Origin of the sequence: Curtobacterium citri (assembly GCF_030362955.1) — a bacterium.
GTDB classification, from domain to species: Bacteria; Actinomycetota; Actinomycetes; order Actinomycetales; family Microbacteriaceae; genus Curtobacterium; species Curtobacterium citri.
Window position 1 is genome coordinate 26,548 of the sequence record NZ_JAUCML010000009.1, and the last position, 24,998, is coordinate 51,545.

29 protein-coding genes and 1 pseudogene are annotated in these 24,998 nt (G+C 71.2%); 12 read left to right on the forward strand and 18 right to left on the reverse strand.

Annotation, left to right across the window (positions count from 1 at the left end):
• Positions 1-20 precede the first annotated feature (20 nt).
• Positions 21-266 (forward strand): hypothetical protein, encoded by a 246-nt coding sequence (locus QUG92_RS13180; protein ID WP_182045556.1) that lies wholly within the window; start codon positions 21-23, stop codon positions 264-266.
• A 418-nt stretch (positions 267-684) separates the two neighbouring features.
• Here QUG92_RS13180 and QUG92_RS13185 read toward each other — a convergent pair whose 3' ends face one another.
• From QUG92_RS13185 to QUG92_RS17160, 4 genes are read right to left on the reverse strand one after another with little or no spacing between them, the layout of a single operon-like run.
• On the reverse strand, positions 685-813 hold the full coding sequence (locus tag QUG92_RS13185) for a hypothetical protein (protein WP_259346036.1): 129 nt from the start codon (positions 811-813) through the stop codon (positions 685-687).
• Positions 810-1,421 carry a contact-dependent growth inhibition system immunity protein gene (locus QUG92_RS13190; protein WP_289459376.1) on the reverse strand — a complete coding sequence of 204 codons (612 nt, stop codon included), beginning with the start codon at positions 1,419-1,421 and terminating at the stop codon, positions 810-812. The genes QUG92_RS13185 and QUG92_RS13190 overlap by 4 nt, the downstream gene beginning before the upstream one ends.
• Entirely contained in the window at positions 1,421-1,792 is a 372-nt protein-coding gene (locus tag QUG92_RS13195) for a hypothetical protein (protein ID WP_250368380.1), read from the reverse strand. The genes QUG92_RS13190 and QUG92_RS13195 overlap by 1 nt, the downstream gene beginning before the upstream one ends.
• On the reverse strand, positions 1,785-2,003 hold the full coding sequence (locus QUG92_RS17160) for an RNase A-like domain-containing protein (RefSeq protein WP_491700635.1): 219 nt from the start codon (positions 2,001-2,003) through the stop codon (positions 1,785-1,787). Before QUG92_RS17160 ends, QUG92_RS13195 begins: the two co-directional genes overlap by 8 nt.
• On the opposite strand from QUG92_RS17160, the gene QUG92_RS17165 reads away from it, so the two are divergent.
• Positions 1,986-2,264, forward strand: coding sequence for a hypothetical protein (locus tag QUG92_RS17165; protein ID WP_491700634.1), 279 nt, complete (start codon positions 1,986-1,988; stop codon positions 2,262-2,264). The genes QUG92_RS17160 and QUG92_RS17165 overlap by 18 nt on opposite strands.
• On the opposite strand, the pseudogene QUG92_RS17125 reads toward QUG92_RS17165, so the two are convergent.
• From QUG92_RS17125 to QUG92_RS13220, 5 genes and pseudogenes are all read right to left on the reverse strand, one after another.
• A pseudogene (locus tag QUG92_RS17125) lies at positions 2,165-2,671 on the reverse strand (contact-dependent growth inhibition system immunity protein); the annotation flags it as partial. The gene QUG92_RS17165 and the pseudogene QUG92_RS17125 overlap by 100 nt on opposite strands.
• Positions 2,649-2,990, reverse strand: a complete 342-nt coding sequence (locus QUG92_RS13205) for a contact-dependent growth inhibition system immunity protein (protein ID WP_182048069.1) — start codon at positions 2,988-2,990, stop codon at positions 2,649-2,651. The pseudogene QUG92_RS17125 and the gene QUG92_RS13205, both read right to left, overlap by 23 nt.
• Positions 2,983-4,773 (reverse strand): RNase A-like domain-containing protein, encoded by a 1,791-nt coding sequence (locus tag QUG92_RS13210; RefSeq protein WP_289459378.1) that lies wholly within the window; start codon positions 4,771-4,773, stop codon positions 2,983-2,985. The genes QUG92_RS13205 and QUG92_RS13210 overlap by 8 nt, the downstream gene beginning before the upstream one ends.
• Complete coding sequence (locus QUG92_RS13215) at positions 4,770-5,132, reverse strand: DUF6507 family protein (protein WP_289459379.1); 363 nt, start codon at positions 5,130-5,132, stop codon at positions 4,770-4,772. Before QUG92_RS13215 ends, QUG92_RS13210 begins: the two co-directional genes overlap by 4 nt.
• Positions 5,129-6,016 carry a DUF6177 family protein gene (locus QUG92_RS13220; RefSeq protein WP_289459380.1) on the reverse strand — a complete coding sequence of 296 codons (888 nt, stop codon included), beginning with the start codon at positions 6,014-6,016 and terminating at the stop codon, positions 5,129-5,131. Before QUG92_RS13220 ends, QUG92_RS13215 begins: the two co-directional genes overlap by 4 nt.
• Positions 6,017-6,093: 77 nt before the next feature.
• Between QUG92_RS13220 and pgm the strand changes: the two genes are divergently transcribed.
• Complete coding sequence (gene pgm / locus QUG92_RS13225) at positions 6,094-7,713, forward strand: phosphoglucomutase (alpha-D-glucose-1,6-bisphosphate-dependent) (RefSeq protein ID WP_182048065.1); 1,620 nt, start codon at positions 6,094-6,096, stop codon at positions 7,711-7,713.
• A 203-nt stretch (positions 7,714-7,916) separates the two neighbouring features.
• Entirely contained in the window at positions 7,917-10,451 is a 2,535-nt protein-coding gene (locus QUG92_RS13230; protein ID WP_289459381.1) for an MDR family MFS transporter, read from the forward strand.
• 77 nt (positions 10,452-10,528) lie between these two features.
• Here the strand turns inward: QUG92_RS13230 and QUG92_RS13235 are convergent, their stop codons facing one another.
• A complete protein-coding gene (locus tag QUG92_RS13235; RefSeq protein ID WP_289459382.1) occupies positions 10,529-11,401 on the reverse strand; it encodes a DNA-methyltransferase in 873 nt (290 codons plus the stop codon).
• A 78-nt stretch (positions 11,402-11,479) separates the two neighbouring features.
• On the reverse strand, positions 11,480-12,829 hold the full coding sequence (locus QUG92_RS13240; RefSeq protein ID WP_289459383.1) for a hypothetical protein: 1,350 nt from the start codon (positions 12,827-12,829) through the stop codon (positions 11,480-11,482).
• A 100-nt stretch (positions 12,830-12,929) separates the two neighbouring features.
• Here QUG92_RS13240 and QUG92_RS13245 point away from each other — a divergent pair, with 100 nt between their 5' ends.
• Positions 12,930-13,214: a GNAT family N-acetyltransferase gene (locus QUG92_RS13245; RefSeq protein ID WP_069712486.1), complete on the forward strand. Its 285-nt coding sequence runs from the start codon at positions 12,930-12,932 to the stop codon at positions 13,212-13,214.
• A 43-nt stretch (positions 13,215-13,257) separates the two neighbouring features.
• Here QUG92_RS13245 and QUG92_RS13250 read toward each other — a convergent pair whose 3' ends face one another.
• The 4 genes from QUG92_RS13250 to QUG92_RS13265 all read right to left on the reverse strand — a co-directional run bounded on the left by QUG92_RS13250 (position 13,258) and on the right by QUG92_RS13265 (position 16,487).
• Positions 13,258-13,587 carry a hypothetical protein gene (locus QUG92_RS13250; RefSeq protein ID WP_182047163.1) on the reverse strand — a complete coding sequence of 110 codons (330 nt, stop codon included), beginning with the start codon at positions 13,585-13,587 and terminating at the stop codon, positions 13,258-13,260.
• A gap of 233 nt (positions 13,588-13,820) precedes the next feature.
• Positions 13,821-14,330 (reverse strand): hypothetical protein, encoded by a 510-nt coding sequence (locus QUG92_RS13255; RefSeq protein WP_289459384.1) that lies wholly within the window; start codon positions 14,328-14,330, stop codon positions 13,821-13,823.
• Positions 14,331-14,374: 44 nt separating this feature from the next.
• Positions 14,375-15,424 (reverse strand): lipoate-protein ligase LplAB, encoded by a 1,050-nt coding sequence (gene lplAB / locus QUG92_RS13260; RefSeq protein WP_289459385.1) that lies wholly within the window; start codon positions 15,422-15,424, stop codon positions 14,375-14,377.
• 193 nt (positions 15,425-15,617) lie between these two features.
• Positions 15,618-16,487 carry an alpha/beta fold hydrolase gene (locus QUG92_RS13265; RefSeq protein WP_289459386.1) on the reverse strand — a complete coding sequence of 290 codons (870 nt, stop codon included), beginning with the start codon at positions 16,485-16,487 and terminating at the stop codon, positions 15,618-15,620.
• Between the two features lie 87 nt (positions 16,488-16,574).
• On the opposite strand from QUG92_RS13265, the gene QUG92_RS13270 reads away from it, so the two are divergent.
• Genes QUG92_RS13270 through QUG92_RS13280 form a run of 3 tightly spaced genes read left to right on the forward strand, consistent with a single transcriptional unit; the run spans position 16,575 to position 18,972 of the window.
• On the forward strand, positions 16,575-17,711 hold the full coding sequence (locus QUG92_RS13270) for an inorganic phosphate transporter (protein WP_289459387.1): 1,137 nt from the start codon (positions 16,575-16,577) through the stop codon (positions 17,709-17,711).
• A gap of 8 nt (positions 17,712-17,719) precedes the next feature.
• Positions 17,720-17,989 (forward strand): hypothetical protein, encoded by a 270-nt coding sequence (locus QUG92_RS13275; RefSeq protein ID WP_069712479.1) that lies wholly within the window; start codon positions 17,720-17,722, stop codon positions 17,987-17,989.
• Between the two features lie 41 nt (positions 17,990-18,030).
• The gene (locus tag QUG92_RS13280; protein WP_289459388.1) at positions 18,031-18,972 is read left to right on the forward strand and encodes an acetamidase/formamidase family protein; all 942 of its coding nucleotides are present in this window, start codon (positions 18,031-18,033) and stop codon (positions 18,970-18,972) included.
• Positions 18,973-19,478: 506 nt separating this feature from the next.
• Here the strand turns inward: QUG92_RS13280 and QUG92_RS13285 are convergent.
• Positions 19,479-20,231, reverse strand: a complete 753-nt coding sequence (locus QUG92_RS13285) for an SDR family NAD(P)-dependent oxidoreductase (protein ID WP_069712477.1) — start codon at positions 20,229-20,231, stop codon at positions 19,479-19,481.
• A 119-nt stretch (positions 20,232-20,350) separates the two neighbouring features.
• Between QUG92_RS13285 and QUG92_RS13290 the strand changes: the two genes are divergently transcribed.
• The gene (locus QUG92_RS13290) at positions 20,351-20,770 is read left to right on the forward strand and encodes a MarR family winged helix-turn-helix transcriptional regulator (RefSeq protein WP_289459389.1); all 420 of its coding nucleotides are present in this window, start codon (positions 20,351-20,353) and stop codon (positions 20,768-20,770) included.
• Positions 20,767-22,113, forward strand: coding sequence for an MFS transporter (locus QUG92_RS13295; protein ID WP_182047170.1), 1,347 nt, complete (start codon positions 20,767-20,769; stop codon positions 22,111-22,113). Before QUG92_RS13290 ends, QUG92_RS13295 begins: the two co-directional genes overlap by 4 nt.
• 158 nt (positions 22,114-22,271) lie before the next feature.
• Here the strand turns inward: QUG92_RS13295 and QUG92_RS13300 are convergent, their stop codons facing one another.
• Positions 22,272-23,162: an alpha-E domain-containing protein gene (locus QUG92_RS13300; RefSeq protein WP_182047171.1), complete on the reverse strand. Its 891-nt coding sequence runs from the start codon at positions 23,160-23,162 to the stop codon at positions 22,272-22,274.
• Between the two features lie 134 nt (positions 23,163-23,296).
• On the opposite strand from QUG92_RS13300, the gene QUG92_RS13305 reads away from it, so the two are divergent.
• Together QUG92_RS13305 and QUG92_RS13310 are read left to right on the forward strand one after the other, a co-directional pair.
• Positions 23,297-23,809 carry a MarR family winged helix-turn-helix transcriptional regulator gene (locus tag QUG92_RS13305; RefSeq protein WP_069712473.1) on the forward strand — a complete coding sequence of 171 codons (513 nt, stop codon included), beginning with the start codon at positions 23,297-23,299 and terminating at the stop codon, positions 23,807-23,809.
• Positions 23,810-23,818: 9 nt separating this feature from the next.
• Positions 23,819-24,043 (forward strand): hypothetical protein, encoded by a 225-nt coding sequence (locus tag QUG92_RS13310; protein ID WP_141718917.1) that lies wholly within the window; start codon positions 23,819-23,821, stop codon positions 24,041-24,043.
• A gap of 25 nt (positions 24,044-24,068) precedes the next feature.
• Here QUG92_RS13310 and QUG92_RS13315 read toward each other — a convergent pair whose 3' ends face one another.
• Positions 24,069-24,911 carry an NAD(P)-dependent oxidoreductase gene (locus QUG92_RS13315; protein WP_220456237.1) on the reverse strand — a complete coding sequence of 281 codons (843 nt, stop codon included), beginning with the start codon at positions 24,909-24,911 and terminating at the stop codon, positions 24,069-24,071.
• Positions 24,912-24,998 lie beyond the last annotated feature (87 nt).

Sequence of the window (24,998 nt, forward strand, 5' to 3'; positions counted from 1 at the left end):
CACGACGACGAGGAGCACCCGTGCAGAACCGACAGAACCCCCTCGGCGGCGCCTACGTCACCGGTCTCGAGCAGCGTGACGAGCTCGGTGCCTACGCGGTCGAGGCCGCCTGGCGCCCCGTCGGCAGCTACACCGGCACCGGCATCGGCCGCACCGTCGGGCGCTTCGTGGACACGCAGTTCCGGCGTCCGAGCACGTCGACGGCCTCGACGCGGACCGTGACCGGGTCGCTGCGCACGGCGACCGGGTCGTTCCGGACCGCCTGAGCCGCCACTCCCCCAGACCGCGAGCGGTCGCCCACCCCGGAACGTCCCCCCACGTCCCCGGTGTGCGCGGCCGCTCGCTCTGTGCTCACCGGTCTGCACTCACCGGTCGAGTCGTGGCCCCCGTGGGTCATGCTCCGTCACCGGATGCTGGATGAGCAGCGGCGACCACTCGTCAGGATGACGCTGCGCCCACTCGAGTGCGCGCAGGAACCGAGCCTGCGTGGACGGTGCGCAACCCCAGAGCCATCCCGACGGCTCGTCGTTGTACGGGCATGTTCCGTAGCTGGTCGGTGCGCTCTCCGAGAACTGAAGAGACTCCCCTCTGCGGAGTCCCACTCATCGCGCCAATCCTCGTTGAACGCCCCGCCCATCAAGTTCGCGAAGGACGGCACTCCCGCCGCGAACTTCTCCATCTCGATCAAGGGTCGCGCCGTTCCTGGGCAGCGAAGATCGCGGGCTCCGGGAACGCGCTGATCGCGCGGTCGTCGACGGCGAACCGTGCCGATACCGTCCAGACCATCCTTGACTGATCGACGTGGTCGCTCACCGCGTGACGTTCGGATCAGTGCCGCCGAGGTGCCGCTCGACCCGCGCTGCCACCTCCCGAAGCCATGTACGGTCGTTCATCCCGTCGTCCGACGGGACGTAGTTGCAGTCGAGCTCGATGAGACGGCCCCCGAGCGCTGCCTCGTCCGGGAGGATTCCGTCCAGGTCACGGACGTCCTCGAGCAACTCGCTGAGCGCGTCGGGCGAAGAGCTCGCGAGGTGGTCCTCGAGCGCTTGCTCCGCCGAGTACGGCTCCTCCGCCCAGTCCTGGTGGAAGTAGGTACCGACGAATGCGTCGAAGCCGTGGAAGTTGCGCGCCGTGATGCTCGCGACCGCGGGGTACGCCGTGAACACCGTGTAGCCCGAGGGACTGTCCGCCGATCGGACGAGCACGGCGCGCACGGCTTCGAGATCCTGCGGCTCCACGAAGGGGTTCCCCCGGCCGGTCACGCCGCCGGGGACGGCGTACACCCGCAGCGGGCGTGAAGCACCCTCCGCGACCCACCGCCTGATGCGTTCGTGGTTGTAGTCGAGCGCGTAGGCCACCGCTTCGTTCGCGCGCTCGACGCTCGGGAAGTAGGACTCACCCGTCCGTACAGTGCGTGCCATCAGAGGACCTCACCGGTCTGCCCACGCTCGACCGAATCGCCGTTTCGGACATTGCGGGCAGCACGGTCTCGAAGTCCGATGAGCCAGGTACGGGAGGTTTGGCCAGTCTCGGCGAGGGGATCGAGGCCCGAATCGATGTACGTGAAGAAGTCGTCAACCGACGAGTCGGTCCCCAGCACGTTCAAGAGGTAGTCGAGCTCTGTTTGCAGCACCTCGTTGTCGCGCAGCGGAGCATCATCGAGGTCCTGCACGAGGACCGATTCCGCATCTGGCCAATCGAGCTGCCAATCGAGGTTGAATTCCACGCCGAGCAACGAGGTCGTTCTCGGAGCGCGACGGATCACCTCACGGTAGAAGTCTTCGTCATCCATTGATCGTCTCTCGCGGGTAACTAGTCAGGATCGAGTATGGGGGGTCTCCGCTGGGTTCGAACTTCAGGACAACCCGCACAACGGACGCATCTTGGATCGGCGGTGTACGCCCCTCGACGAATCTCCGGCCGATGACCTGATCTGCTGGCCAGCGGACGGCCCCGTCATCGACATCGGCTGCGGCCCGGGGCGGATGCTCGTCGCGGCCCAGGCCCTCGGCATCCCGGCGCTCGGCGTCGACGTGTCGGACGAGGCCGTCGCCATCGCACGACGTTCCGGCGGCACCGTCGTGCGGGGGTCGGTCTTCGACCCGATCCGGCCCCCGAGCGCTGCCTCGTCCGGGAGGATTCCGTCCAGGTCACGGACGTCCTCGAGCAACTCGCTGAGCGCGTCGGGCGAAGAGCTCGCGAGGTGGTCCTCGAGCGCTTGCTCCGCCGAGTACGGCTCCTCCGTCCAGTCCTGGTGGAAGTAGGTACCGACGAAAGCGTCGAAGCCGTGGAAGTTCCGCGCCGTGATGCTCGCCACAGCGGGGTACGCCGTCAACACGAAGTACCCCGAGGGATCGTCCGAGGTTCCGACCAGGACGACGCGGACGGCTTCGAGGTCCTGCGGTTCCCGGAAGGGCTTCCCCCGCCCGGTGAACCCGCCCGGGACTGCGTAGATCCGCAGCGGTCGACTGGCACCGTTCGCCACCCAATTCCTGATCCGCTCGTGATTGGCGTCGAGCGCGTAGGCCACGGCGTCATCTGCTCGATCGACACTCGGGAAGTAGGACACCCCGGTCCGCGCCGTGTGGTCCGTCATGCTTCCCCTTCCACCTCGATGGCGATGCAACCGGGCTTCCCTGGCTTCCTCATCACTCTGCTTTCGATCGAACATTCCGTGCTGCCCGGTCCCGGAGTTCGAGCATCCACGACCGCGCTGACTGTCCGAGGTCGACCCGCGGCGAGAGGCCCGTACCCACGAACTTGAAGAAACCGTCGACGTCACTGTCGGTCGGCAGCTCCTGCAACAGGAAGTTCAGTTCGTCGCGGTACTGGAGGTTCTCGGCCCGCGATACCTCATCGAGGTCGCTGACGAGCACGGACTCGACATCCGGCCAATCGAGGTCCCAGTCGTAGTTGAACTCAGCCGCCAAGAGCGATCTGAAGCCCGGAGCGCGAGCCGCCACGCTCCGGTAGTACTCGTGCTTATCCATTCAGGTCCTCTCGCGGGTACGTTGTGACGATCGAGTACGGGGGATGGCCGTCCGGGAAGAATTTCAACACCACCCGCACAACGGACGCATCGCGCATCGGCGGTACCCCATCCGGGTCGAAGTAGCGACCGACCACGGTGTCGGACGGCCACTCGAACTCTTGGGTGGGCTTCCCGATCGAGCCGTTTCGTTTCGCCGCGATCCACTCCTGGATGGCCTCGTGGTTGGCGTCGAGCGTCGAGGCGATCATCTCGTCGACCTTCCGCACCGGGAGCGAGTAGGCGCTGTTCTCCTTTTCGCCCTTGAATCGGGATCGTACGAAGTCGTCGAAGGCTTCCTTGTTCAGCACCGACGGTGGAACGTGCCACTTGATCGCATGCCCACCGTGATCTTCGGCGTACTGCAAACCCCCGCGCTCGATGAAGATCGACGATTCGACGCCGTGCGGGATCGCATCGGCATCGTTCAGCCGGTGGTAGTCCGGATGCTCCAACTCGAACCGGTTCAACTCGTCGCGGAAGAAGCTCGCGAAGGAGTCATCGCCCACGCCTGAGGCAGGCGAGTACCCGGCCGTACGTGACCACTTCGCGTACTCACGGTCGACGAGGTCGGCGAGTGCGTCGATGTTTGCCTGCGAGGCTCCACCCTTCACCCACGAGCGGACGTCGGCTTCCATGCCGCGAAGACCAAGCTTCCCCAGCCCCGACGCGAGTTCCTCCGCTCGGCCGGCTCGACCAGCCCATCCCTCGGGCCCGATGAAGCTCGTCCCGACCGCCGAAGCAGCCGCGCCGGCTGCGACCGCGGGGTGCTCCTGCGCGTCCTCCCACCAACGCTCGACGCCGTCACCAAACGCGCCGAGGGTCTGCCCCGCCTGCCCCTCGGGATCGGCCGCGGCATCAAGCCAGGCGAGCGGGTCGACGAGCATGCCGAAGGCCACGAGACCGTCGCCCATGCTCTTCCACGCCGAGCCAGCGTTCCCCCAGCTCCACTCTCCGCTGTCGTCCCAGCCGCCGAGGTGGAGGAGTCCTCCGAGCGTCTTCAGCAGGTCGTCGGTGAAGCCCTCCTCGAACTGCTCGGCCCACGTCTTGCCCTCGGCGGTCCCGACCCGCGACCAGGGCAGGTCCACCCCGCGAGCGTCGAGGTCGCTCCTCGACGGCGCCTGGAAGGCCTGCTTCACCGACGCACCCGACGCCTTCTTGATCGCGAGGGCACACTCCGCCTGTGCTGCCTGGAGCAACGCGACCTGTTCGTTGACACGCCGGATCAGCTGGTCGTTCTCGGCGCGTGTCGCGATGTCCTCGTACCAGGGCACCGTCTTCGACTCCGGCTCCTGTTCCACGGCCTGGTAGCCGTTCCACGAGCCGGAGACCGGAGCCGGTTGCTTCGGCGTGAAGGCTGATTCGAACCTCGGTACCCCGTGCCGCACCCGCGCGACGAAGGCCTCGGCCTCGACGCGGAGGGCGTCGAGTTCCCGCTTCGGCGCAGCGGCAGTGGACGCGTACGTGTCCAGCGCCGAAGCGACCCTCCGGGCGACACCGCCAATGGTGTGCACGTCGTCCGTCACCGGATCCATGAGGGTGAACACCTGATCCGACTCGGGTGACTCGTAGACACCGCTCAGACGCTGCCACTTCGACGGGAGGTCGTCGGCGACGGTCTTCATCGAGTCCGCTCCGGTTCGGATCGTCGCGGCTCCCGTCGAGACGGCATCGAGCTGCAGATCCGCCCCGGGGATGGCGTCCGGCGCGATCAGGCCGTGATCCCCGTACGCGACCCCACTCACCGTCGCTCCTCCGCCGCGCGGATGAACAGCGAGAGGTCGTGACCCTCGTGGGCGCGCACGCCGGCACGTTGTGCGTTCGCCGCCATGTCGAGGTCGCCCGCGCGGTAGGCGTCGACGGCGTTCGTCACGCCCTGCACCCCGCCGATCAGCCGGTAGGTCACCTGATCGACGTCGTCCTGCGTTTCCTCGACGAAGGCCCCGAGCGCCTCGTTCACCACGTCCCCGGCACCCGCCGCGACCTCGGCGACCCCGCTCTGGACCGCCCGGAGCGCCGACGCGGTCCCGTTGACCGACTCGCGGACCTCGGACAGGACGGACGCGACCCCTGCCGGGTCGATCCGCCACCCCTGTGTACTCATCGTTCTCCCCCCACCCGCGTGCCATGTTCACCGGAACCACCCTCCGCCCGCAAGTCCGATGCGTGCGCGGCGCGAGAGCGGCGTTCCTGCAAGCGCTCGACCAGCACCGCTGCAGCGGCCCAGCGTTCGCGCTCGCTGCCCGGGAACCACGAGACGACACCACGCTCGCTGCCGACCACGAGGACACGGTGCGGCAACCCCGCGGTGTCTGCGGCCGCCTCGTGTGCTCGAGCGGCCCGCCCAGCGGAGTACACGCCGAACGGTGCGGGAGGGCCAGCCACCGAGGTGTCCACCACGCCGTCGGTCCTGCCGCGGCTGAGTGCGAACCGCGCCGAGCGCGCGTGGTGACCGTGCATGACGGACCGGAGACCCGCCTCCAGTCCGGCGTGCAGCGCACTGTCGCCTCCAGGCGGCACTGCGATCGTGCAGCGCAGCGTCTCGAGCACGACATCGGCAGCGCGCTGCACGACGAGGACACCGCCGAGCACGGGCCGCTCCCTCGTCGTCACGACGAACAGCGCGTCCTGCGGCGAGCGCCGCTCCGCCGCGAGGGTCAGGCGGTCGGGCGTGATGGCCTCACCGTTCTCGACCAGGGCGAACCGCGGTACTGCACCGAACGCGTGCCCGACGAACCGGGAGGACGCGACACCGAGCAGGATGCCCGGAGCCGGGTCGTGCTCGATCACGAGGTCGACGTGCAGACGCCGACCGAGCTGCGGAGCGGTCGAGTGCGCCGCCTCCGGGGCCCACCGGAAGCCGCGTTCGGCGAGCAGGTGCAGCGCCGCCCACGAAACCGTCGTCCCTGCTGTCGTGTGCAGTACGGCGCCGTCCTCCTGCTGCACGGCTGCCGACAGCTCGGCACCCGCGCGGACCGTCTCCCCCATCCTCCGACCGTAGCGCCGTCCGGTGCCGCCCCGCGATGCCGCGACACACACAAGGGGCCGAGTGCCAGGATGGGCCCATGAACGACCGCGCCGGCACCCCCGCGACCGCAGACGACCTCGTCGACCTCGACGCCCTCCTGGCGGCCTACCACGAGCGCGTCCCCGACGTGTCGATCCCCGAGCAGAAGGTGGTGTTCGGCACCTCCGGCCACCGGGGTTCCTCGCTGGACACCGCGTTCAACGACATGCACATCGCCGCGATCACGCAGGCGATCATCGAGTACCGCACCGAGCAGGGCACCGACGGCCCGCTGTTCATCGGCCGCGACACCCACGCGCTCTCCGCCCCTGCCGAGCAGACCGCACTGCAGGTCCTCGCGGCGAACGGCGTCCGCGTGCTCGCCGACGCCGAGGACGGCTACGTGCCGACCCCGGCGCTCAGCCACGCCATCATCAAGTACAACCGCGAGGAGCACGGCGACACCGCCGACGGCATCGTCATCACGCCGAGCCACAACCCCCCGCGTGACGGCGGCTTCAAGTACAACCCGCCGCACGGCGGCCCGGCCGACAGCGACGCCACGTCGTGGATCGCCGACCGCGCGAACGCGATCATCGCCGGTGGCAACGCCGACGTCCGCCGCCAGGACGAGACGTCCGCCGAGGGGTACGACTACCTCGGCTCGTACGTGTCGGACCTCGAGGACATCATCGACATCGACGCGATCAAGCGCGCCGGGGTGAAGATCGGCGCCGACCCGCTCGGCGGCGCCTCGCTGCCGTACTGGGAGCGCATCCGCGACCACTACGGACTCGACCTGACGGTGGTGAACCCCGACGTCGACCCGACCTGGGCGTTCATGACCCTGGACTGGGACGGCAAGATCCGGATGGACCCGTCGAGCCCCTCGGCGATGGCGTCGGTGCTCGCCCGGAAGGACGACTTCGACGTGCTGACCGGCAACGACGCCGACTCGGACCGCCACGGCATCGTCACCCCCGACGGCGGACTGATGAACCCGAACCACTACCTGGCCGTCGCGATCGAGTACCTGTACGCACACCGGCCGGAGTGGCGCGACGACGCCGCGATCGGCAAGACGCTGGTCTCGTCGAGCATCATCGACCGCGTGGCCGAGTCGCTCGGTCGTCGGCTCTGGGAGGTCCCGGTCGGCTTCAAGTGGTTCGTCCCGGGCCTGATCGACGGCTCCGTGGCCTTCGGCGGCGAGGAGTCCGCCGGCGCCTCGTTCCTCCGCAAGGACGGCACGGCCTGGACCACGGACAAGGACGGCATCATCCTGGCGCTGCTGGCATCCGAGATCGTCGCGGTCACGGGCAAGACCCCGTCGCAGCTGTACGCCGAGCTCACCGAGCGCTTCGGCGCCCCCGTCTACCAGCGCGTGGACGCGGCGGCGAGCAAGGAGCAGAAGGCGCGCCTGTCGAAGCTCGACGGTGACGCCATCACCGCGGACACCCTCGCGGGCGACCCGATCACGGCGAAGCTGTCGAAGGCACCCGGCAACGACGCGGCCGTCGGCGGCGTGAAGGTCGTCACGGACAAGGCGTGGTTCGCCGCCCGCCCGTCCGGCACCGAGGACGTCTACAAGATCTACGCGGAGAGCTTCGTCGGGCAGGAGCACCTGGAGCAGGTCCAGCGCGAGGCCAAGGAGATCGTGGACGCCGCCCTCGGGGCGTAGTCGATCGTTCCCGGGAGGCGTCGTCGGATCCGTCCGACGGCGCCTCCTGCACATCCGCCCCGGACCCTGCCGATGTCCACAGGAACGCGGTTCCGGGGAACAAACCGTTTGCGCTGGTTGTATTTTTGCAGTGCGCGCAACGAACGTTCCCCCGCGCCCGGGACGGAATGCCTGCGCGAGCACCAGTACGCACGGGAGACCGAATGACCCAGACGGCGACCGCACCAGCGGCCCCCACCACGTCCTCGAACGCGGTGATGAACCACCGACAGATCCTGCTCGTCATCTACGGACTGATGGCCGGCATGTTCCTCGGCGCGCTCGACCAGACGATCGTCGGCACGGCGATCCGCACGATCGGCGACGACCTGCACGGCCTCGACCAGCAGGCATGGGTGACCACCGGCTACCTCATCGCCTCGACGGTGACGACCCCCATCTACGGCAAGCTCTCCGACATCTTCGGCCGGCGCCCGCTGTTCCTCACGGCGATCGCCATCTTCATCATCGGCTCGCTCCTGGCGTCGTTCTCGTCCTCGATGCTCATGCTCGCCGGCTTCCGCGCCCTGCAGGGCCTCGGCGCGGGTGGTCTCATGTCGCTGCCACTGGCGATCATGGGCGACATGCTCGCCCCCCGGGAGCGCGCGAAGTACCAGGGGTACTTCCTGGCCGTGTTCGGCATCTCCTCGGTGATCGGCCCGCTGGTCGGCGGTCTGTTCGCCGGCGCGTCCCAGATCCTGTTCGTCGACGGCTGGCGCTGGGTGTTCCTCATCAACGTACCGGTCGGCGTGATCGCGCTGGTCATGGTGACGACGTTCCTGCACCTGCCGAAGTTCGGCGACCGCGGCAAGCCCCGCATCGACTGGTGGGGTGCCACGCTCGTCATCGTCACGCTGGTCCCGCTGCTCCTCATCGCCGAGCAGGGCCGCGACTGGGGTTGGGACTCCCCCGGCGCCATCGCCTGCTACGTCATCGGCGCGCTCGGCCTGATCGGCTTCGTGATCGTCGAACGGGCGATGGGCGACGACGCGATCCTGCCGCTCAAGCTGTTCGGCTCCCGCGTCTTCTCGATGGCCGCGGTGCTCTCCGTGCTCGTCGGCTTCGGCATGTTCGGCGCCATGCTCACGCTCCCGCTGTACCTGCAGATCGTGAAGGGCGTCACCCCGACCGAGTCCGGCTTCAGCATGCTCCCGATGGTGCTCGGCCTCATGATCGCGTCGATCGCGTCCGGCCAGATCATCTCGCGGACCGGGCGGTACCAGGTCTTCCCGATCACCGGCACCGCGTTCACCGCGATCGGCTTCACGGTCCTGACCTTCCTGACCGCCGACAGCCCGCTGTGGTTCCTCATGATCGGCATGTTCGGCATCGGCCTGGGCCTCGGGCAGCTCATGCAGACGCTGACCCTCGCCGCGCAGAACTCGGTCTCCCCGCGGGACATCGGCGTCGCCACGAGCGCGGCGACCTTCTTCCGACAGATCGGCGGCACGATGGGCACCGCGGTGCTCCTCTCGGTGCTGTTCACGCTCATGCCGACGAACATCACCGGCGCGATGCAGAACGAGTCGAACCTCAAGCCCGCGCTCAACGCGGCGCTCACTCCCTCGGTCGCCGGCGCGTCCGAGAACAAGGGCGTCATGGACCAGATCTGGTCGAAGATCGTGGACCCGGTGCAGCAGAACGTGCAGCAGGGTCTCGACAAGGGCGCCGCTGCTGCGAAGCAGGCTGCCGACCAGGCCGTCACCGAGCAGGTCACCGCCCAGGTGCAGCAGCAGGTCGCCGCCGGCACGATCCCGGCCTCGGCAGCCGACTCGGTCATCGCCCAGCAGGTCGCGGCGAACAAGTCCACCGCCGAGCAGCAGGCGCTCCAGACCGCCGCGTCCAAGGCGAACGCCGAGGTCGTCGACGGCACGCTGCAGATCGACTACGCGAACGCCGACCAGCGTCGGGCCGTGGTGGACGAGGTCGCGCCGAAGCTCGTCGACCAGCTGAAGAAGGGCGACACGGCCGCGAGCTCCTCGGCCGGCTCCGCCACGACCGACACGTCGTTCCTGAACGGCGCCGACCCGCGACTGACCCGCCCGTTCCTCGTCGGCTTCAGCAGCTCCGCGGTCGTCGTGTACTGGGTCGGACTCGGCGTCATCCTGCTCGCGTTCGTGCTCACCTGGTTCTTCCGGGTCCCGCCGCTCCGCAAGGTCTCGGCCCTGCAGGAGCAGGCGAACGCCGCGAAGGACGCCGACCAACTCACGTCCGACGCGCAGCGCGCCGCCGCGAACACCGGCTCGCTCGTCTCGCCCGACACCGGGTCGATGCGGACGGTCCCCACCTCGCCGGACGTCGCGGCCCAGCCGCCGCAGGGCCGGACGGGAGGCACCACCGCCTCCGCCACGTCGGTCCGGTCCGACGGTGGGACGGTCCAGGGCACGACCGCCACGGCCACGGCGGTGCGGAACGACGACACCCGGGCACCGCTGCCGGGGGCGACGACGCACGGCGCCCACTCGGCGGCCGCGCCGGTGGACGAACCGGCCACCACCACGGGCACGATCCGCACGCACCCCGCCCACGCCGCACCGGAGCACCGCGCCGCGGACGCCACCGCCACCGCCACCGGGACCGCGACCGCGGCGACCACAGGGGCGACCGGCACGGCGGACCGGACCGACGGGGCGGACGCTGACCGTGCCTCCCGTCCGACCGACGGCGACCACCCGCACGGGCGCCACTCCGCGGAGTAGCCGGGCGGTCCGAGCACATCGGCACCCCTCCGAGGCGACACCGCCGACGTCGTACGACGTCGGCGGTGTCGCCTCGGTCACGTCCCGGGAGGCGCCACCTCGTCGACCACCGCGTGTGGTAGCCGCCGGCGCATGACGTCGACCGCCACCGGGTTGTCGTCCACGAGCACGAAGCGCCGACCGAGGTCCCGCGCGACCGCACCGAGCGTGCCGCTCCCCGCGAAGAAGTCGAGCACCCAGTCGCCCTCGCGCGAGGACGCCTGCACCATCCGCCGGAGCACCCCCTCGGGCTTCTGCGTCGGGTAGCCGGTCTTCTCGCTCCCCGTCGGCGAGACGATCGTGTGCCACCACACGTCCGTCGGCAGCTTTCCGCGCTCTCGCTTCTCCGGCGTCACGAGTCCGGGCGCCATGTACGGCTCGCGGTCGACGGTCTCGGAGTCGAACCAGTAGCGCTCCGGGTCCTTCACGTAGACCAGGATCGTGTCGTGCTTCGTGGGCCAGCGTGAGCGCGACTTCGCCCCGAAGTCGTACGCCCAGATGATCTCGTTCAGGAAGGCGTCGCGACCGAACAGCGCGTCGAGCAGGACCTTCGCGTAGTGGGCCTCGCGGTAGTCGAGGTGCAGGTACAGCGTGCCGTCCTCGGCGAGGAGCCGCCAGGCCTCGAGCAGCCGGGGCTCGAGGAACGCCCAGTAGTCCTCGAACCGGTCGTCGAAGCGCATGAGGTCACCCCGGACGCGCTCGTACGTCCGGCCGCGGAAGCCCGTGATCGTCCCGGCGTCGCCGGCCGTCCGCCGCTCGGCCGTCACCGCGTGCCGGCGCTGCTTCCGACCGGTGTTGAACGGCGGGTCCAGGTAGACGACCGTGAACGACGCGTCCGGCAGGGTCGGCAGGACGTCGAGGTTGTCCCCGAGCACGACGAGGTCGGGGCTCCGGTCGTCGATGCTGCGCACCGGACCATCCTCCCCCGCACCCGACCGGCCGCAGGACCGAGCGGCGTCAGGCGTGTGCGGCATCGGGCGTGCACGGCGTCAGGCGTGTGCGGCGGAGTCGTCCTCGGTGCCCGCTCGGCAGGTGACGCCACCCGGGGTGACGTCGGACGCGTACGTCGTGCCGCCGACGAAGACGTCCGTCGGCTGCCCGGCGAGCAGCGGGGTCATGACGACCACGTCGTGCGGCGCACCGATCGAGCCGACCTCGGCCCCGACGCGGAACTGCACGGCCGCGTCCGCGCAGTCGGTGGACGAACGCACCGCGAAGGCGACGCAGTCCGTGGTCGCGCAACCCGCGGGCCGTTCGGCATCCGTGTCCGCGTCGGCCCCCTGCGTCGCCGCGATGCGGTCCGCGTGCGGGTCGTCGTCGGACGCGCAGGACACGTCGCCGATGCTCGACGTGTCCTCGTCGTGGTTCTCGACCAGGACGAGCGGCACGCCCTCCGTGATCGACACCGTTCGCTCCTCGACGCGACTCGGTCGAGCGTCGTCCAGGGACGCGAAGAACCCGACCGTCACGACCGCCGTGCAGGTCCGGTCGCTGTCGATCTCGTACGCGTCGCAACCGGCGTCACCGGGCGTCAGGTCACAGGTGCCCTCCCACTCGTCGTCGCCCGCGAGCCACCACGCCTCGATGCTGCCGTCGTCGGACGTCCACTCGGGCTGTGCGGCGTCCTCGTCGTCGCCCTCGACCGACCACGGAGACCCCGGTTCGACGCCCGTGAGCGCGCGGGCTGCGCCCTCCTCGACCGCCGGCACGAGCGGGAGGAGCGAGACGGAGGCCCCGGTCGCGAGGACGAGCCCGGCGACCCCGGCCGTGACGGCGACGAGTGCCCGCTGTGTCCGGGTGCCGGACCGCGACGGCGGCCCCGCGACGAAGGGTCGCGCGCCGGGCACGGCCCAGCCGCGGGCGTCCCACCCTGCCGATGCGTCCGCCGGATCGGCGCCCGGGAAGACCGCGGCGGCACGGGCGGGGAGCTCGGTGGCCCGCCGGACCGACGCCTCGGCACGCACCGCGTGCAGGGCCTCGGCGAGCCGATCGGCGTACCGGGACGCCCCGATCACCCAGAGCGCGGTGCCGGCGACCACCGGGGCCAGTGCCAGGACCGCCGGTCCGCCGACGGCCCAGAGGACGACCACGGCGACGAACGACGCGAGCGCGATCGCGGCGCCGACGACCGGCACCACCCGGGCGGCGCGGGGCACGCGGCGGTGCAGCGCTCGCGTCGGCGCCCAGAACCGCCAGCGGGACGGAGCGGGCGGGATGTCCTCGATCGGCCGCCAGCCGGCGTCGGGCTCGGCCCCCTGGAACAGGTCGACCCACTCGGACGACGGCGTGGGCCAGCCGGGCGGCGTCCGGAAGCGCAGGGGCGGTGTTGCATCGTGCACGGGGCGAGAGTAGTGCGGATCGGGAGCGTGTCACCGCCCCGCGTTCGGGGACCGGCGCCGTCCACGACGCTCTCCGGGGGCACGGCGTACGGTCGTCGTCATGGCATCACCCGAGGTCCGCAACGACACCGACGCACAGCAGTACTCCCTGGTCGAGGACGGCGAGGTCATCGGCTTCGCGGCGTACGAGGTCGACGGCGACGAGATCCGCTTCACCCACACCGAGGTCGACCCCGCACACCGCGGCGGTGGCCACGCGTCGATCCTCGTCCAGCACGCACTCGACGACGTCCGCGAGGGCTCGCTGCGCGTCGTCCCGCTCTGCAGCTACGTGCACGCGTGGATCGAGCGCCACCCCGACTACCAGGAGCTCACGACGCGCTGACACGACGGCAGCACCCAAGCTTGCCGTCCGCGTCCGCGCGCGGTCAGTACGTGCGGTCGAGCGTGCCCGGTCGGGCCTCGTGCCGACCGGCGCCTCGGACCGACGGCACCCGGATGAGCACGTTCCCGCTCAGCAGGTCGTGGTCGTCGTCGGCGGGTGTCGGGGCCTGGTGCGGCAGGCGTGCCTGCCGCTCGTACTCGGCCTGCGCCTCGTGACGGGTCGGTGCGAACACCTCGTCCATCATCGACACGACACCACCGGATCCGCCGCTGCGTGTGGCCTTGTTCGACAGGTCGATCCACCCCACGCGATCGGCGACCCACATCACGACGGCCGCTGCGGCCACCGCCCCCAGGAGGATCAACCAGTTCACGGTCCCGACGCTACGTCAGTCACCCGGCGACCACCTCCGCCGCGCGGATGATCCTCGTGATCCGCACGTCTGCGCGTGGTCTGCACGGCTGGTTCCTGGGAACGCCGCCGAGACTGGTCGCCGCGGCGGTCCGGGTCCCCCCTCCCGGGCCGCCGTCACTGCTGCCAGGACGGCGACGTGCTCGACGACGCCGACCGGGACCTCGGCACGCGGTACCCCGACGAGCCCGACGATCAGCCCAGCTCGTAGGACCGCGACTCCGGCTCGAACCCCTCCGGCACGACCGCGACGTACCAGTGGACCGGCACGTCTCCACGACGCACCGCCTCCGGCGCGGTCCTGAGCGGGTGCGCCCGCACGGTCAATCCGCCGCTCTCCGGCACCGTCACGGACAGCCGTTCGGTCGCTCCGCACGGCACGTCGCTCCGGGCGAGGGTGTCGCCGCCGTCCGGTCCCGATTCGACCCGGAAGGACCACCCGTCGGCGCCGTTGCAGGCGACGAGCAGGTCCCACGCGCCCGCCGGCACCGATCCGAGGCCAGCGCCTCCCGCTCCTTCGCCGCCGGCTCCGCCCTGGCCGTGCTCCTCGTCGAGCAGTGCGGTCCCCATGAGCGAGGACCACCGCGAGAGCGCTGCCTCCGAGGTGGATGCGTCGTCCGCCGAGCCGCCCGAGCAGGCGGTCGCGGTGGACACGACGACCACCGCGGCGGCGGCGACGGACAGGAAACGAGGGGCGCATCGCACGCGCCGAGCCTAGGGGGCACCCGCCAGCGGACGCCCCTCCCCGATCAGGGCACCCGCTCGAGCCACTCCTGCGTCGCGAACTTCGTCGCCACGAGCTCCCGCGCCCGGGCCCGCTCGGCCTCGGTCACGTGCCCCTCGCGCGCCCCGTACATCGACGTGAACGTGCCGATCAGCCGCTCGATGATCTCCGCCCGCGCGAGCCCGGTCTGCGAGCGCAGCGGGTCGACGCGCTTCGCCGCCGAGGTCGTGCCCTTGTCGCTCATCTTCTCGCGTCCGATGCGCAGGACCTCGACCATCTTCTGGCCGTCCATGTCGTAGCTCATCGTCACGTGGTGCAGCAGCGCACCGGTCCCGAGCCGCTTCTGCGCCGCGCCGCCGATCTTCCCGCTCGCCGAGGCGATGTCGTTGAGCGGCTGGTAGTACGCCTCGATGCCGAGCGACTTCAGCGCCTCGATCACCCACTCGTCGAGGTACGCGTAGGAGTCCGCGAAGGTCATGCCCTGCACGAGGTCGGTCGGCACGTACAGCGAGTACGTGATGATGGCCCCGGCGTCCATGAACATCGCGCCGCCGCCGGAGATGCGGCGCACGACCTCGACGCCGTACTTCGCGGCACCCTCCGGGTCGACCTCGTTCTTGAGCGACTGGAACGACCCGATGACGACGGCCGGCTGGTCCCACTCCCAGATGCGCAGGGTCGGGCCACGGCGTCCGGCGCCGACCTCCTCGGTCAGGACCTGGTCGAGCGCGAGGTGCTCGTTCGGGCTGACCGGGCCCTCGTGGACGATCTCCCAGTCGTACTCCTGCCACGTCGACGCCCGCGAGAGCGCACGACGGACGGCGACGCCGACGGACTCGGGCGTGAAGCCGAGCAGCACGGCGCCCTCGGGCAGTGCGCCCCGGACGGCGGCGGCGATGCCGGCTGCGTCCGTGGTCGCGGGCAGGCCGTCCACGGCCTGGTCGATGAGCGGCAGCGCGTCGTCCGGTTCGAGGAAGAAGTCTCCCGCCAGACGGAACTCGCGGATGCTCCCGTCGACGACCTCGAGGTCGACGACGACCAGCTTGCCTCCGGGGACCTTGTACTCACCGTGCACGGCACGAGCCTACGCCGTGGCGGACGGGAGGCGCGTGGCGGCGCCCCCACGCGCCTCCCGTCCGACCTGTGGTGACGCTGGTCACCGACGTGCGGACCGAACCACGGAACCGACGTCGAACCGCCCGCCGCTCCTGGTTCGATGTCGGATCTGTGGTTCGATGCGACCGACCCGATCCGGAGAGACGACCGCGTCAGCGACCCACGTGGCGGTCGAGCCACGCGATCAGATCGGCGATGACCTCGTCGCGGTTGGTCTCGTTGTAGACCTCGTGCCGCGCCCCCTCGTAGGCGTGCACCTGCACGTCCGACAGCCCGCCGCGCCGGCGGTACGCCGCCGCGAGCCGCTCGATCGACCGCGGCCCGCCGAGGGTGTCGTCGGACCCGACCTGCAGGAGCACGGGCAGGTCGTGCGGGATCGCCCGCCTCGGGACACCGAGCAACCGGAGCGCGTCACGGACACCGAACAGCTTGATGACGTCCGCCTCGACGACCAGCGGGTCGGCGGCGATCGCGTCGACGACCGCCCGGTCGCGACTGATCCACTCGTGCTTCGTCGGCCCCGACCCCGCGTGCCGGGCGTTGAGGTCGCCGCTGTTCATCCAGCCGGGGAGCCGGTAGGCCGTGGCGGACAGGACGACCCCGTCGTACGCCTCGGACGAGGTGTTCACGACGTGCTGCGCCATGAGGGACCCCCACGAGTGCCCGAGCAGCACGAGCGGGATGCCGGGGTCCTGCTCGCGCGCGACCGCGGTCATCTGCTCGACGGCGGCGATGGCCGCTCGCAGACCCCCGGGGCCGAGCCGCCCGAGCTTCGTGTGGTCGCCGTCCCACTGTCCGAGTCCGGTCCGGCCGTGTCCGCGGTGGTCGTTGGCGTACACGGTGTAGCCGGCGCGGACCAGGTCCTGCGCGAGGGGCTCGTACCGCACGCCGTGCTCGCCGACCCCGTGCGCGATCTGCACGACGGCCCTCGGTCTGGCCGCGCGCCAGGTCGAGTAGACGATCTCGACGCCGTGCGCGTCGGTGAACGAGGAGTCCCCTCGGGCTGCGGAGAAGGTCGGCACCTCTGCATCCTGACAGACGGACGACCCCGCGGACGTGTTCACCCGGCGTTCACGCAGCGGGTCCGGGGCGGGCCTAGCGTCGCCGCCATGGACGTCCTCGTCACCGTCGTGCTGGTGATCGTCGTTGCCCTCGTGTTCGACTTCACGAACGGCTTCCACGACACCGCGAACGCCATGGCCACCTCGGTCGCCACCGGAGCCCTGAAGCCCCGGACCGCCGTGCTCATCTCCGCCGTCCTCAACGTGGTCGGCGCGTTCCTGTCCACCGAGGTCGCGAAGACGGTCTCGCAGGGCATCATCCGCGAGGGCCAGGACGGCATCCAGATCAGTCCGACCATGATCTTCGCGGGACTCGTCGGCGCGGTGCTCTGGAACCTCGCCACCTGGTACTTCGGCCTGCCGTCGTCGTCCACGCACGCGCTGTTCGGCGGCCTGATCGGCGCGTCGATCATCGGCGCCGGGCTGAACTCGGTCGACTGGGCGACGGTGGTGTCGAAGGTCGTCCTCCCCGCGCTGCTCTCCCCCGTGATCGCCGGGGGGATCGCCCTCGTGGCGACGTACCTGGCGTACTCGCTGACGAAGAACGCCACGACCCACGGCGCCGCGACCGGCTTCCGACACGGGCAGACGATCTCGGCGTCGCTGGTCTCGCTCGCGCACGGTACCAACGACGCGCAGAAGACCATGGGCGTCATCACCCTGACGCTCATCGCGGCGAACTACCAGCCCTCGGGCACGGGTCCGGCGCTCTGGGTGATCCTGGCCTGCGGCCTCGCGATCGGCCTCGGCACGTACACCGGCGGGTGGCGGATCATGCGCACCGTCGGCAAGAAGATCTCGGACGTGCAGTCGCCGCAGGGCTTCGCCGCGGAGACCAGCTCGGCGGCGACGATCCTCGTGTCGTCGCACCTCGGCTTCGCCCTGTCGACGACCCACGTCACGAGCGGCTCGGTGATCGGCTCGGGCCTCGGCAAGAAGCTCGCCGACGTGCACTGGTCGGTCGTCGGACGCATCGTCGTCGCCTGGGTGATCACGCTGCCGGCCGCCGCCGTGGTCGGCGCGCTCGCCACCCTCGTCGCCTCGACGAGCACCATCGGTCTGGTGGTCGTGGCCGTGCTCGCCCTGGGCGGCGGCCTCGGCTTCTTCCTCCTCGCGCGGCGGAAGCCGATCACGAAGGACACCGTCAACGACGAGCAGCCGGCCGCCGAGCCGGTCTCCGCCTAGGAGGCACCGTGGACATCGACCTCAGCAGCATCGGCATCGTCGCGGGCGTCGGCTTCGTCGCCGCCGTCGGCGTGGTGCTCGTCTACACGCTCGGGCTGCGGCTGCTCGGGACGGGGCAACCGGTCGACGCCGGGGGCGAACGCACCGAGTACCGCGACGAGACTCCGCGGTCCGGGCACACGCCGCCGGCCGCGATCGTCGGCGCCGTGGTGTGCTTCGCGTTCTGCGTCGCAGCCGTCCTGTACGGCATCTGGCTGACGATCCCGCAGTTCCACTGACCGCCTGCCCGTCACGGGCGGTGTCCTGCGAGGATCGACGGGTGACCTCCCACCGCATCGACGCCTCGCTCGACACCGCCATCGACGTCCTCACCGCCGAACGCGAGCCCGTGCTCCGCGTCGACGACGGTGACACGGTGACGGTCCGGACCCTGAGCGCCGCCGGCTACACCGAGCGGCAGGCGTCCCCGGGCGCCGACGCCCCCACCCTCGTCGACCCGCGGCGTGGACACTGCCTGGTCGGCCCGATCGCCGTCACGGGCGCCCGGCCGGGACAGGTCCTCGCCGTCCGCTTCGACGCCCTGGTGCCGGACGACTGGGGCTACACCGGCTCCGGCGGTGTCGACACCGAGCTGAACCGCGCGCTCGGGCTCGCGGACCCGACGTCCCGCGGCCCACTGCTCTGGGACGTCGACGCGGCCACCGGCGTCGCCCGCAACCAGCTCGGGCTCGGCGTCCGGACGGCACCGTTCCTCGGGGTCGTCGGACTCCCGCCGGAGCCGACCGGCGAGCACTCGACGATCCCGCCCCGGGCGGTGGGCGGCGGCAACATCGACTGCCGCGAGCTCGTCGCCGGCGCGACGCTGTACCTGCCGGTGACCGTGCCGGACGCCCTGCTGTCCGTCGGCGACGGCCACGCGGCGCAGGGCGACGGCGAGGTCTCGGGCACCGCGGTCGAGTGCGGCATGACGACCACGATGACGCTCTCGCTCCTCGACGACGCCCCGGTCGCGGGCATCCACGCCGACACTCCCGCCGGGAGGATCACGTTCGGGTTCGACGCGGACCTCAACGCCGCCACGACGACGGCCCTCGACCGGATGGTCGACTGGATCGCGGGGTCGTACGGCATCTCCCGCGCCGAGGCCCTGGCGATGGCCAGCGTGGCCGTCAGCATGCGGGTGACGCAGGTGGCGAACCGCACGTGGGGCGTGCACGCCCTGCTCCCCCACGACGCGATCCTCGGTCCCGACGCGGCCTGAGCGCTCGACGCGAGCGCACGCCCGGACGGGAGGCGCGACCAGCGTTCCCGCCGTCGGGGACGCTGGTCGCGCCTCCCGTCCGCCCGTTGCTTCCCATCACGCCCGCGATGGAGAGCGGGAACGGGCGTACCTGGTCGACTGTGCTGACCAGGGACGCCCGTTCCCACCCGGTACGCCCGAAGCGACCCGGAGGGCCCTGCGCGATGCGAGGCTCGGAGCGTCCATGCTGGCGAGGCTGCGCGCTCGAGCTGCGCCGCGCCTCCCGTCCGCCCGTTCTTTCCAATAACGCCTGCGATGGAAAGCGGAAACGGGCGTACCCGGTCGATCGTGCTGACCAGCTACGCCCGTTCCCACCAGGTACGCCCGCTCCTACCCGGCACGCGCAACGCGACCGGGGAGGCACGTTCCCGTCAGGCACGCCCGGACCGACCAGGTACGCCCGGAGCGCCCCGGGACGTGCGACGCGCCCAGGTACGCCCGGAACGACCCGGCACGCCCGACCGCGGTCAGTGCGCGCTGTACCCGCCGTCGACCAGGTGGTAGCTGCCGCTGATGAACGACGCCTTGTCGCTGAGCAGGAACAGCACGAGCGCCGCGACCTCGGCGTCGGTGCCGAGGCGCTTCGCGGCGTGCTCGCCCTCGAGCGCCGCGAGCTCGTCGGCGGACAGCGACGAGCGGACCAGCGGGGTGTCGATGAAGCCCGGGCCGACCGCGTTCGTGCGGACGCCCTGGGCGGTGTACTCGAGCGCCGCGACCTTGGTCAGGCCGACGAGCGCGTGCTTCGACGCGACGTAGGCGGCGTTCTGGGCGATGCCGACCGACCCGAGGACGGACGCCATGTTCACGATCGCACCGCCACCCGCGGCCAGGATCGCCGGGATCTCGTAGCGGAGCCCGTAGAAGACGCCGTCGAGGTCGACCGCACGCACGCGGTCCCACGCCTCGACGTCGTACTCGCCGATCGGCTTCGGCGCGGCCCCGATGCCGGCGTTGTTCACGGCGAGGTGCAGGGCGCCGTACGTGTCGACGGCGTGCTGCACCATGCGCTCGTTGTCCGCGGCGACCGCGGAGTTGGCCTCGAACGCCGAGGCCGTGCCGCCGGCACCCTCGATCTCGGACACCACGCGCTGGGCGGCGTCGAGCTTGATGTCGGTGACGACGACCGACGCACCCGCGGCCGCGAGCTCCTTCGCGACGGCCTCGCCGATGCCGCTGCCGCCACCGGTGACGATCGCGACCCTGCCCTCGAACTCGGACATGTTCTCCTTCTTCCTCGACGACCTCGTCGAACGTGCTGAAAGCAACACCTGTTGCTCTACGAGAGTACACCCGTGCACACCCAGTTCGTTCACCGAACTAATGAGTTAGGCTGACGATCGTGCCCGACACCTCCCTCGCCACCGACCTCCGCATCGCCGTCAACCGGCTGTCGCGGACGCTCCGCGCGCAGAAGGCCGACGCGAGCATGACCGACGGGCAGTTCTCCGCCCTCGCCCGACTGCACCGCGACGGGGCCATGACGCTCGCCGAGCTGAGCCGCCAGGACGGCGTCACCCCGCCGAGCATGACGAAGTCGGTCGCGGTGCTCGTCGACCGCGGTCTCGTGTCGAAGGACGACCACGGCGACGACCGCCGCAAGGTCCTGCTCGCCGCCACACCCGCCGGCTCCGCCTTCGTCGAGGAGACCCGGCGCCGCCGCGACGACTGGCTCTCCCCGCGCCTCGCCGCACTGTCCGACCAGGAGCGCCGCGCCCTGGCCGACGCCACCGAGATCATGAGGAGGCTGGCCCAGCAGTGAGCGCCATGTTCCGATCCCTGTCCGCCCGCAACTACCGCATCTGGTTCGCCGGTGCCCTCGTGTCCAACGTCGGCACGTGGATGCAGCGCACCGCCCAGGACTGGCTCGTCCTCACCAAGCTCTCCGACAACGACGCGATCGCGGTCGGCATCACCATGGCGCTGCAGTTCGGGCCGCAGCTGCTCCTGCTCCCCCTCACCGGCCTGGCTGCGGACCGCTTCGACCGGCGGAAGATGCTCATGCTCACGCAGGGGCTGATGGGTGCACTCGGGCTCGGCCTCGGGATCATGGTGCTCACCGACACGGCCACGCTCTGGTCGCTGTACGGCTTCGCCCTCGCGCTCGGCATCGTCGCCGCGTTCGACACCCCGATCCGCCAGGCCTTCGTCTCCGACGTCGTGCAGGGCGAGCACGTGGCGAACGCCGTGGCGCTCAACTCCGCGTCGTTCAACGCCGCACGGCTGGTCGGCCCCGCGGTCGCCGGCGTGCTCATCGCCGTGATCGGCACCGGATGGGTGTTCGTCATCAACGCGGGGTCGTTCCTGGCCGTCCTGCTCGCGCTGCGGTTCGTCGACCCCGCGCAGCTCGCCGAGCGCGTCCGGGCGGAGCGCGGCAAGGGGCAGATCGTCGCGGGCTTCCGCTACGTCCGCACCCGGCCGGACATCGTCGTGGTGCTGTGCATGATCTTCGTGGTCGGTACGTTCGGCGTGAACTTCCCGATCTTCACCTCGACGATGGCACGCGTCGAGTTCGGCAAGGGCGCCAGCGAGTTCGGCCTGCTCAACTCGGTGATGGCGATCGGCTCGGTCGCCGGTGCACTGCTGTCCGCTCGGCGCGACCGCCCCCGGATGCGCACCCTCGTGGTCGCGTCCGCCGGGTTCGGCGTGGCGTGCACCGCGGCGGCGCTGGCCCCGACCTACTGGACCTTCGCGATCGTGCTCGTCTTCGTCGGCCTGGCGTCGCTGACCTTCATGACCACCGCGAACGCGCTCGTCCAGACCACGACGAAGCCCGCCATGCGCGGCCGGGTGATGGCGCTCTACATGGCGATCTTCGCCGGCGGGACCCCCATCGGCGCGCCGATCGTCGGTGCGGTCGCGGACGCCTGGGGTCCGCGGTGGGCGATCGGCGTCGGCGCCACCTCGGGGTTCGTCGCCCTCGCGATCGCCCTCGTCTGGCTCGTGCGCTGGGAGCACCTGCGGCTCCGGTACGACGCCGACGCGCGCCTGCACCTCGCCGTGACGCACGCGGTGCCCGTCGTCGGGTCGCCCGGCGCGTCCACGGCACTGCGGCGCGACCTGGAGCGCGACGAGGCGGTGGCCGACCGCTCGAGCGCGGTCTGACGCACGACGGGGCGAGGCGGCGGCGGGCTGGCATCCGCCGGACGGGAGGCGCGGTGCGGCGCCGCCACGCGCCTCCCGTCCGCATCGTGCGCGGCTCCACCGCGGTGCGCACGTCGATCCGCCGATCCGGCCCGCTCGGACCCGGGTCGGCGGCGGGATCAGTGGGTGGGCGCCGCGACCGCGAAGACCCGCGCGTCGAGTGCCGCGACGACCGCGCCGACGGCACCGGCGAGCCGGTCGGCGACCGCGCGGAGGTCGGCAGGGGCCGCCACGTCGACCCGTCCGAGCGACGAGCGGGCGGCGCGGAAGGCGTCCACCTCGTCCGCGACGCAGTCGGGCGCGACGTCGGTCAGGCAGTCGTCGGCACGTGCCGCCAGGAACGCGAGCGAGCGCGGACTGTGCTGGTCGTGCAGCAGGAAGTGCGCGGCGTCCTCGGCCTCGGTCCCGTGGTCGCGGCCGCGGCGGAAGGCCTCGCCCGCACCGCATGCCCGGAGTGCGGTCTGCCACGAGGACGACGAGGACGCGTCGACGAGCGACGACCCGAGCAGCCGAGCGGTCAGACCGCAGCGGAGCAGGGACCGGCCCAGGGTGAAGAACTCCCACACCTGGTCGCGGCTGGCGTCCCCCTCGACCACACCGACCGCGAGGGCACTGCGCTCCCGGACCCACCCGAGGAACTCGTGCGCCCGGTCGACCGCGACCTTGCGGGGCATCCGCGACCGGGTGACGTCGAGGCAGTCCCAGAGCTCGGTGGAGACGACCTCGCGGGCACGCCGCGCGTGGTCCCGCGCGACACCGACCGCGTGGGCGATCGAGGCCGGTTCGTGCCGGTCGAGCGCCAACGAGTCGATCGAGGTCGTCCGGTCCTGCCGGCGCGTCGAGGGGACCGCGCCGAGCACCGACCGCAGCGCTGCGGACACGGCGGCGTCCTCGTGGCCCGACGCCGGGTCCGGGCGGGCGACGTACACGTCGAGCATCCGGGCGACGACGTCCGCCCGCTCCACCGCGCTCCCGACGTGGAACACGCTCCCCGCGAGTCGGCTCAGCACGTCGGCTCCTGCATGCGGCGACGGTACCGAGCGGGCGTTGCGGGAGTGTTTCCGGACCGCGTCACGGGTGTTGCGGGGTCGTCCACGAGGCGCGCTCGCTAGACAAACTAACTAGAGCGTCTAGCATTGTCACCATGACGACCGAGGTGACGAACACCACCACGGGCTTCTGGTACGGCACGGATTCCAGGGTCGACGCGGTGGACGTGCTCAATGCGCTCCGCAGGTACCGGAGCGCCGAGAGCGCCGCGCAACGACGTGCTCGCGAGGCACTGGGCATCGGCGAGAACGCCCTGCTCGCCCTCCGCGTGCTCCTCGACGCCGAGTCGGACGGGCGGTCGGTGAACGCGAAGGAGCTGGCGGACCGGCTCGAGATCACACCCGCGTCGACCTCGGCACTGGTCGACCGGCTCGTCCGCAGCGGCCACGTCGAGCGCCACCCCGACCCCCACGACCGGCGCGGCGTGATCCTGACGGCATCCGGCGGTTCGATGCGTCAGGTGCTGCAGGTCATCGACCAGCTCGACACCCGCGCGATCGAGGTCGCCGAGCACCTGCCGAAGTCGGAGATGTCGGTGATCGTCACGTTCCTCGAGCAGATGGCGCGGGTCGTCGACCACGAGGACGACGCCGAGCGTTCCGCGTAGCCTGCTCTCATGCGCAGCGCTCCTGGCGGCCCGGCCGGGGCACCGCAGCACGATCCCGAGGACGACATGCCCCTCGCCGAGCTCGACGCTCGGGCGCGGGCGGACGCGGCACTGCGGCGCATCCGCAACGGGTCCGACCCGGCCCGCGAGGCGTTCGACCTGGCGAACACGATGAACGACGAGGCCGTCGGTCGGCTCAGCGGCGCGGTCCGACGGTGGTTCCGGCGGTCCTGACCGGATCGGCAGGACCGCCGGCTCGTCAGAAGGCGGTGCCGACCGCCGCGATGTCGTCGCCGCCGTGCCCCTCGGCGCTGGCCTGCGCGTAGACGCGGTCGAGCGCGTCGACGAGCACCGTCGAGACACCCGCGGCCCGCGCGGCCTCGCCGATCAGGCCGATGTCCTTCCGGAGGCCGTCGAGGGCGAACTGCGGTGCGAACTCGCCCGAGAGCATGGCCTCGCCCTTCGTGTGCGCGTAGGGCGAGTCGCTCGCGGTGCCGTCGATCGCGTCGAGGAACAGCGCCGGGTCGAGCCCGAGCGCCCGGGCGATCGCCAGCGACTGCGCCGTCGCGGCGGTGATCGAGGCGATCCAGGCGTTCGCGGCGAGCTTCAGCGCGGTGCCGTCGCCGACCCGCTCGCCAGCTCGCACGGTCTTCGCTCCGATGGCGTCGAGGACCGGGTCGATCGCCTCCAGCTGGTCGGACGGACCCGCGGCGAGCATCGTGAGCTTCCCCTGCTCCGCCGGGGCCTTCGTGCCGAGCATCATGGCCTCGACGAGGGTGATGCCGTACTTCTCGGCGAGCTGCACGATCGTCTCGGTGCCGTCGGTGCCGACCGTCGAGGACTGCACCCACACGGCGTCGGTCGGGGCGTCACCCGCGGCGGCCTCGAGGACGTCCACGACGGCGTCCGTGTCGAACAGCGTGAGGAGCACGACCTCGGCGTGCTGGACCGCCGCGGCCGCGTCCGTCGCCACGGTGGCGCCGTCGTCCGCGAGCGGTCGGGCCTTGTCGGCACTCCGGTTCCACACCGTGACCTCGTGGCCCTCGCGCAGCAGGGACTTCGCGACCCCTGCCCCCATCGTCCCCGTACCCAGCACCGTCACGCGCACCAGCGTCTCCGTCCTGCGGTCGGCACCCTGCCGCCGCGCGGTCGACGCTACGCCTGCCGGTGGAGCGCACGTCGAGCGCGG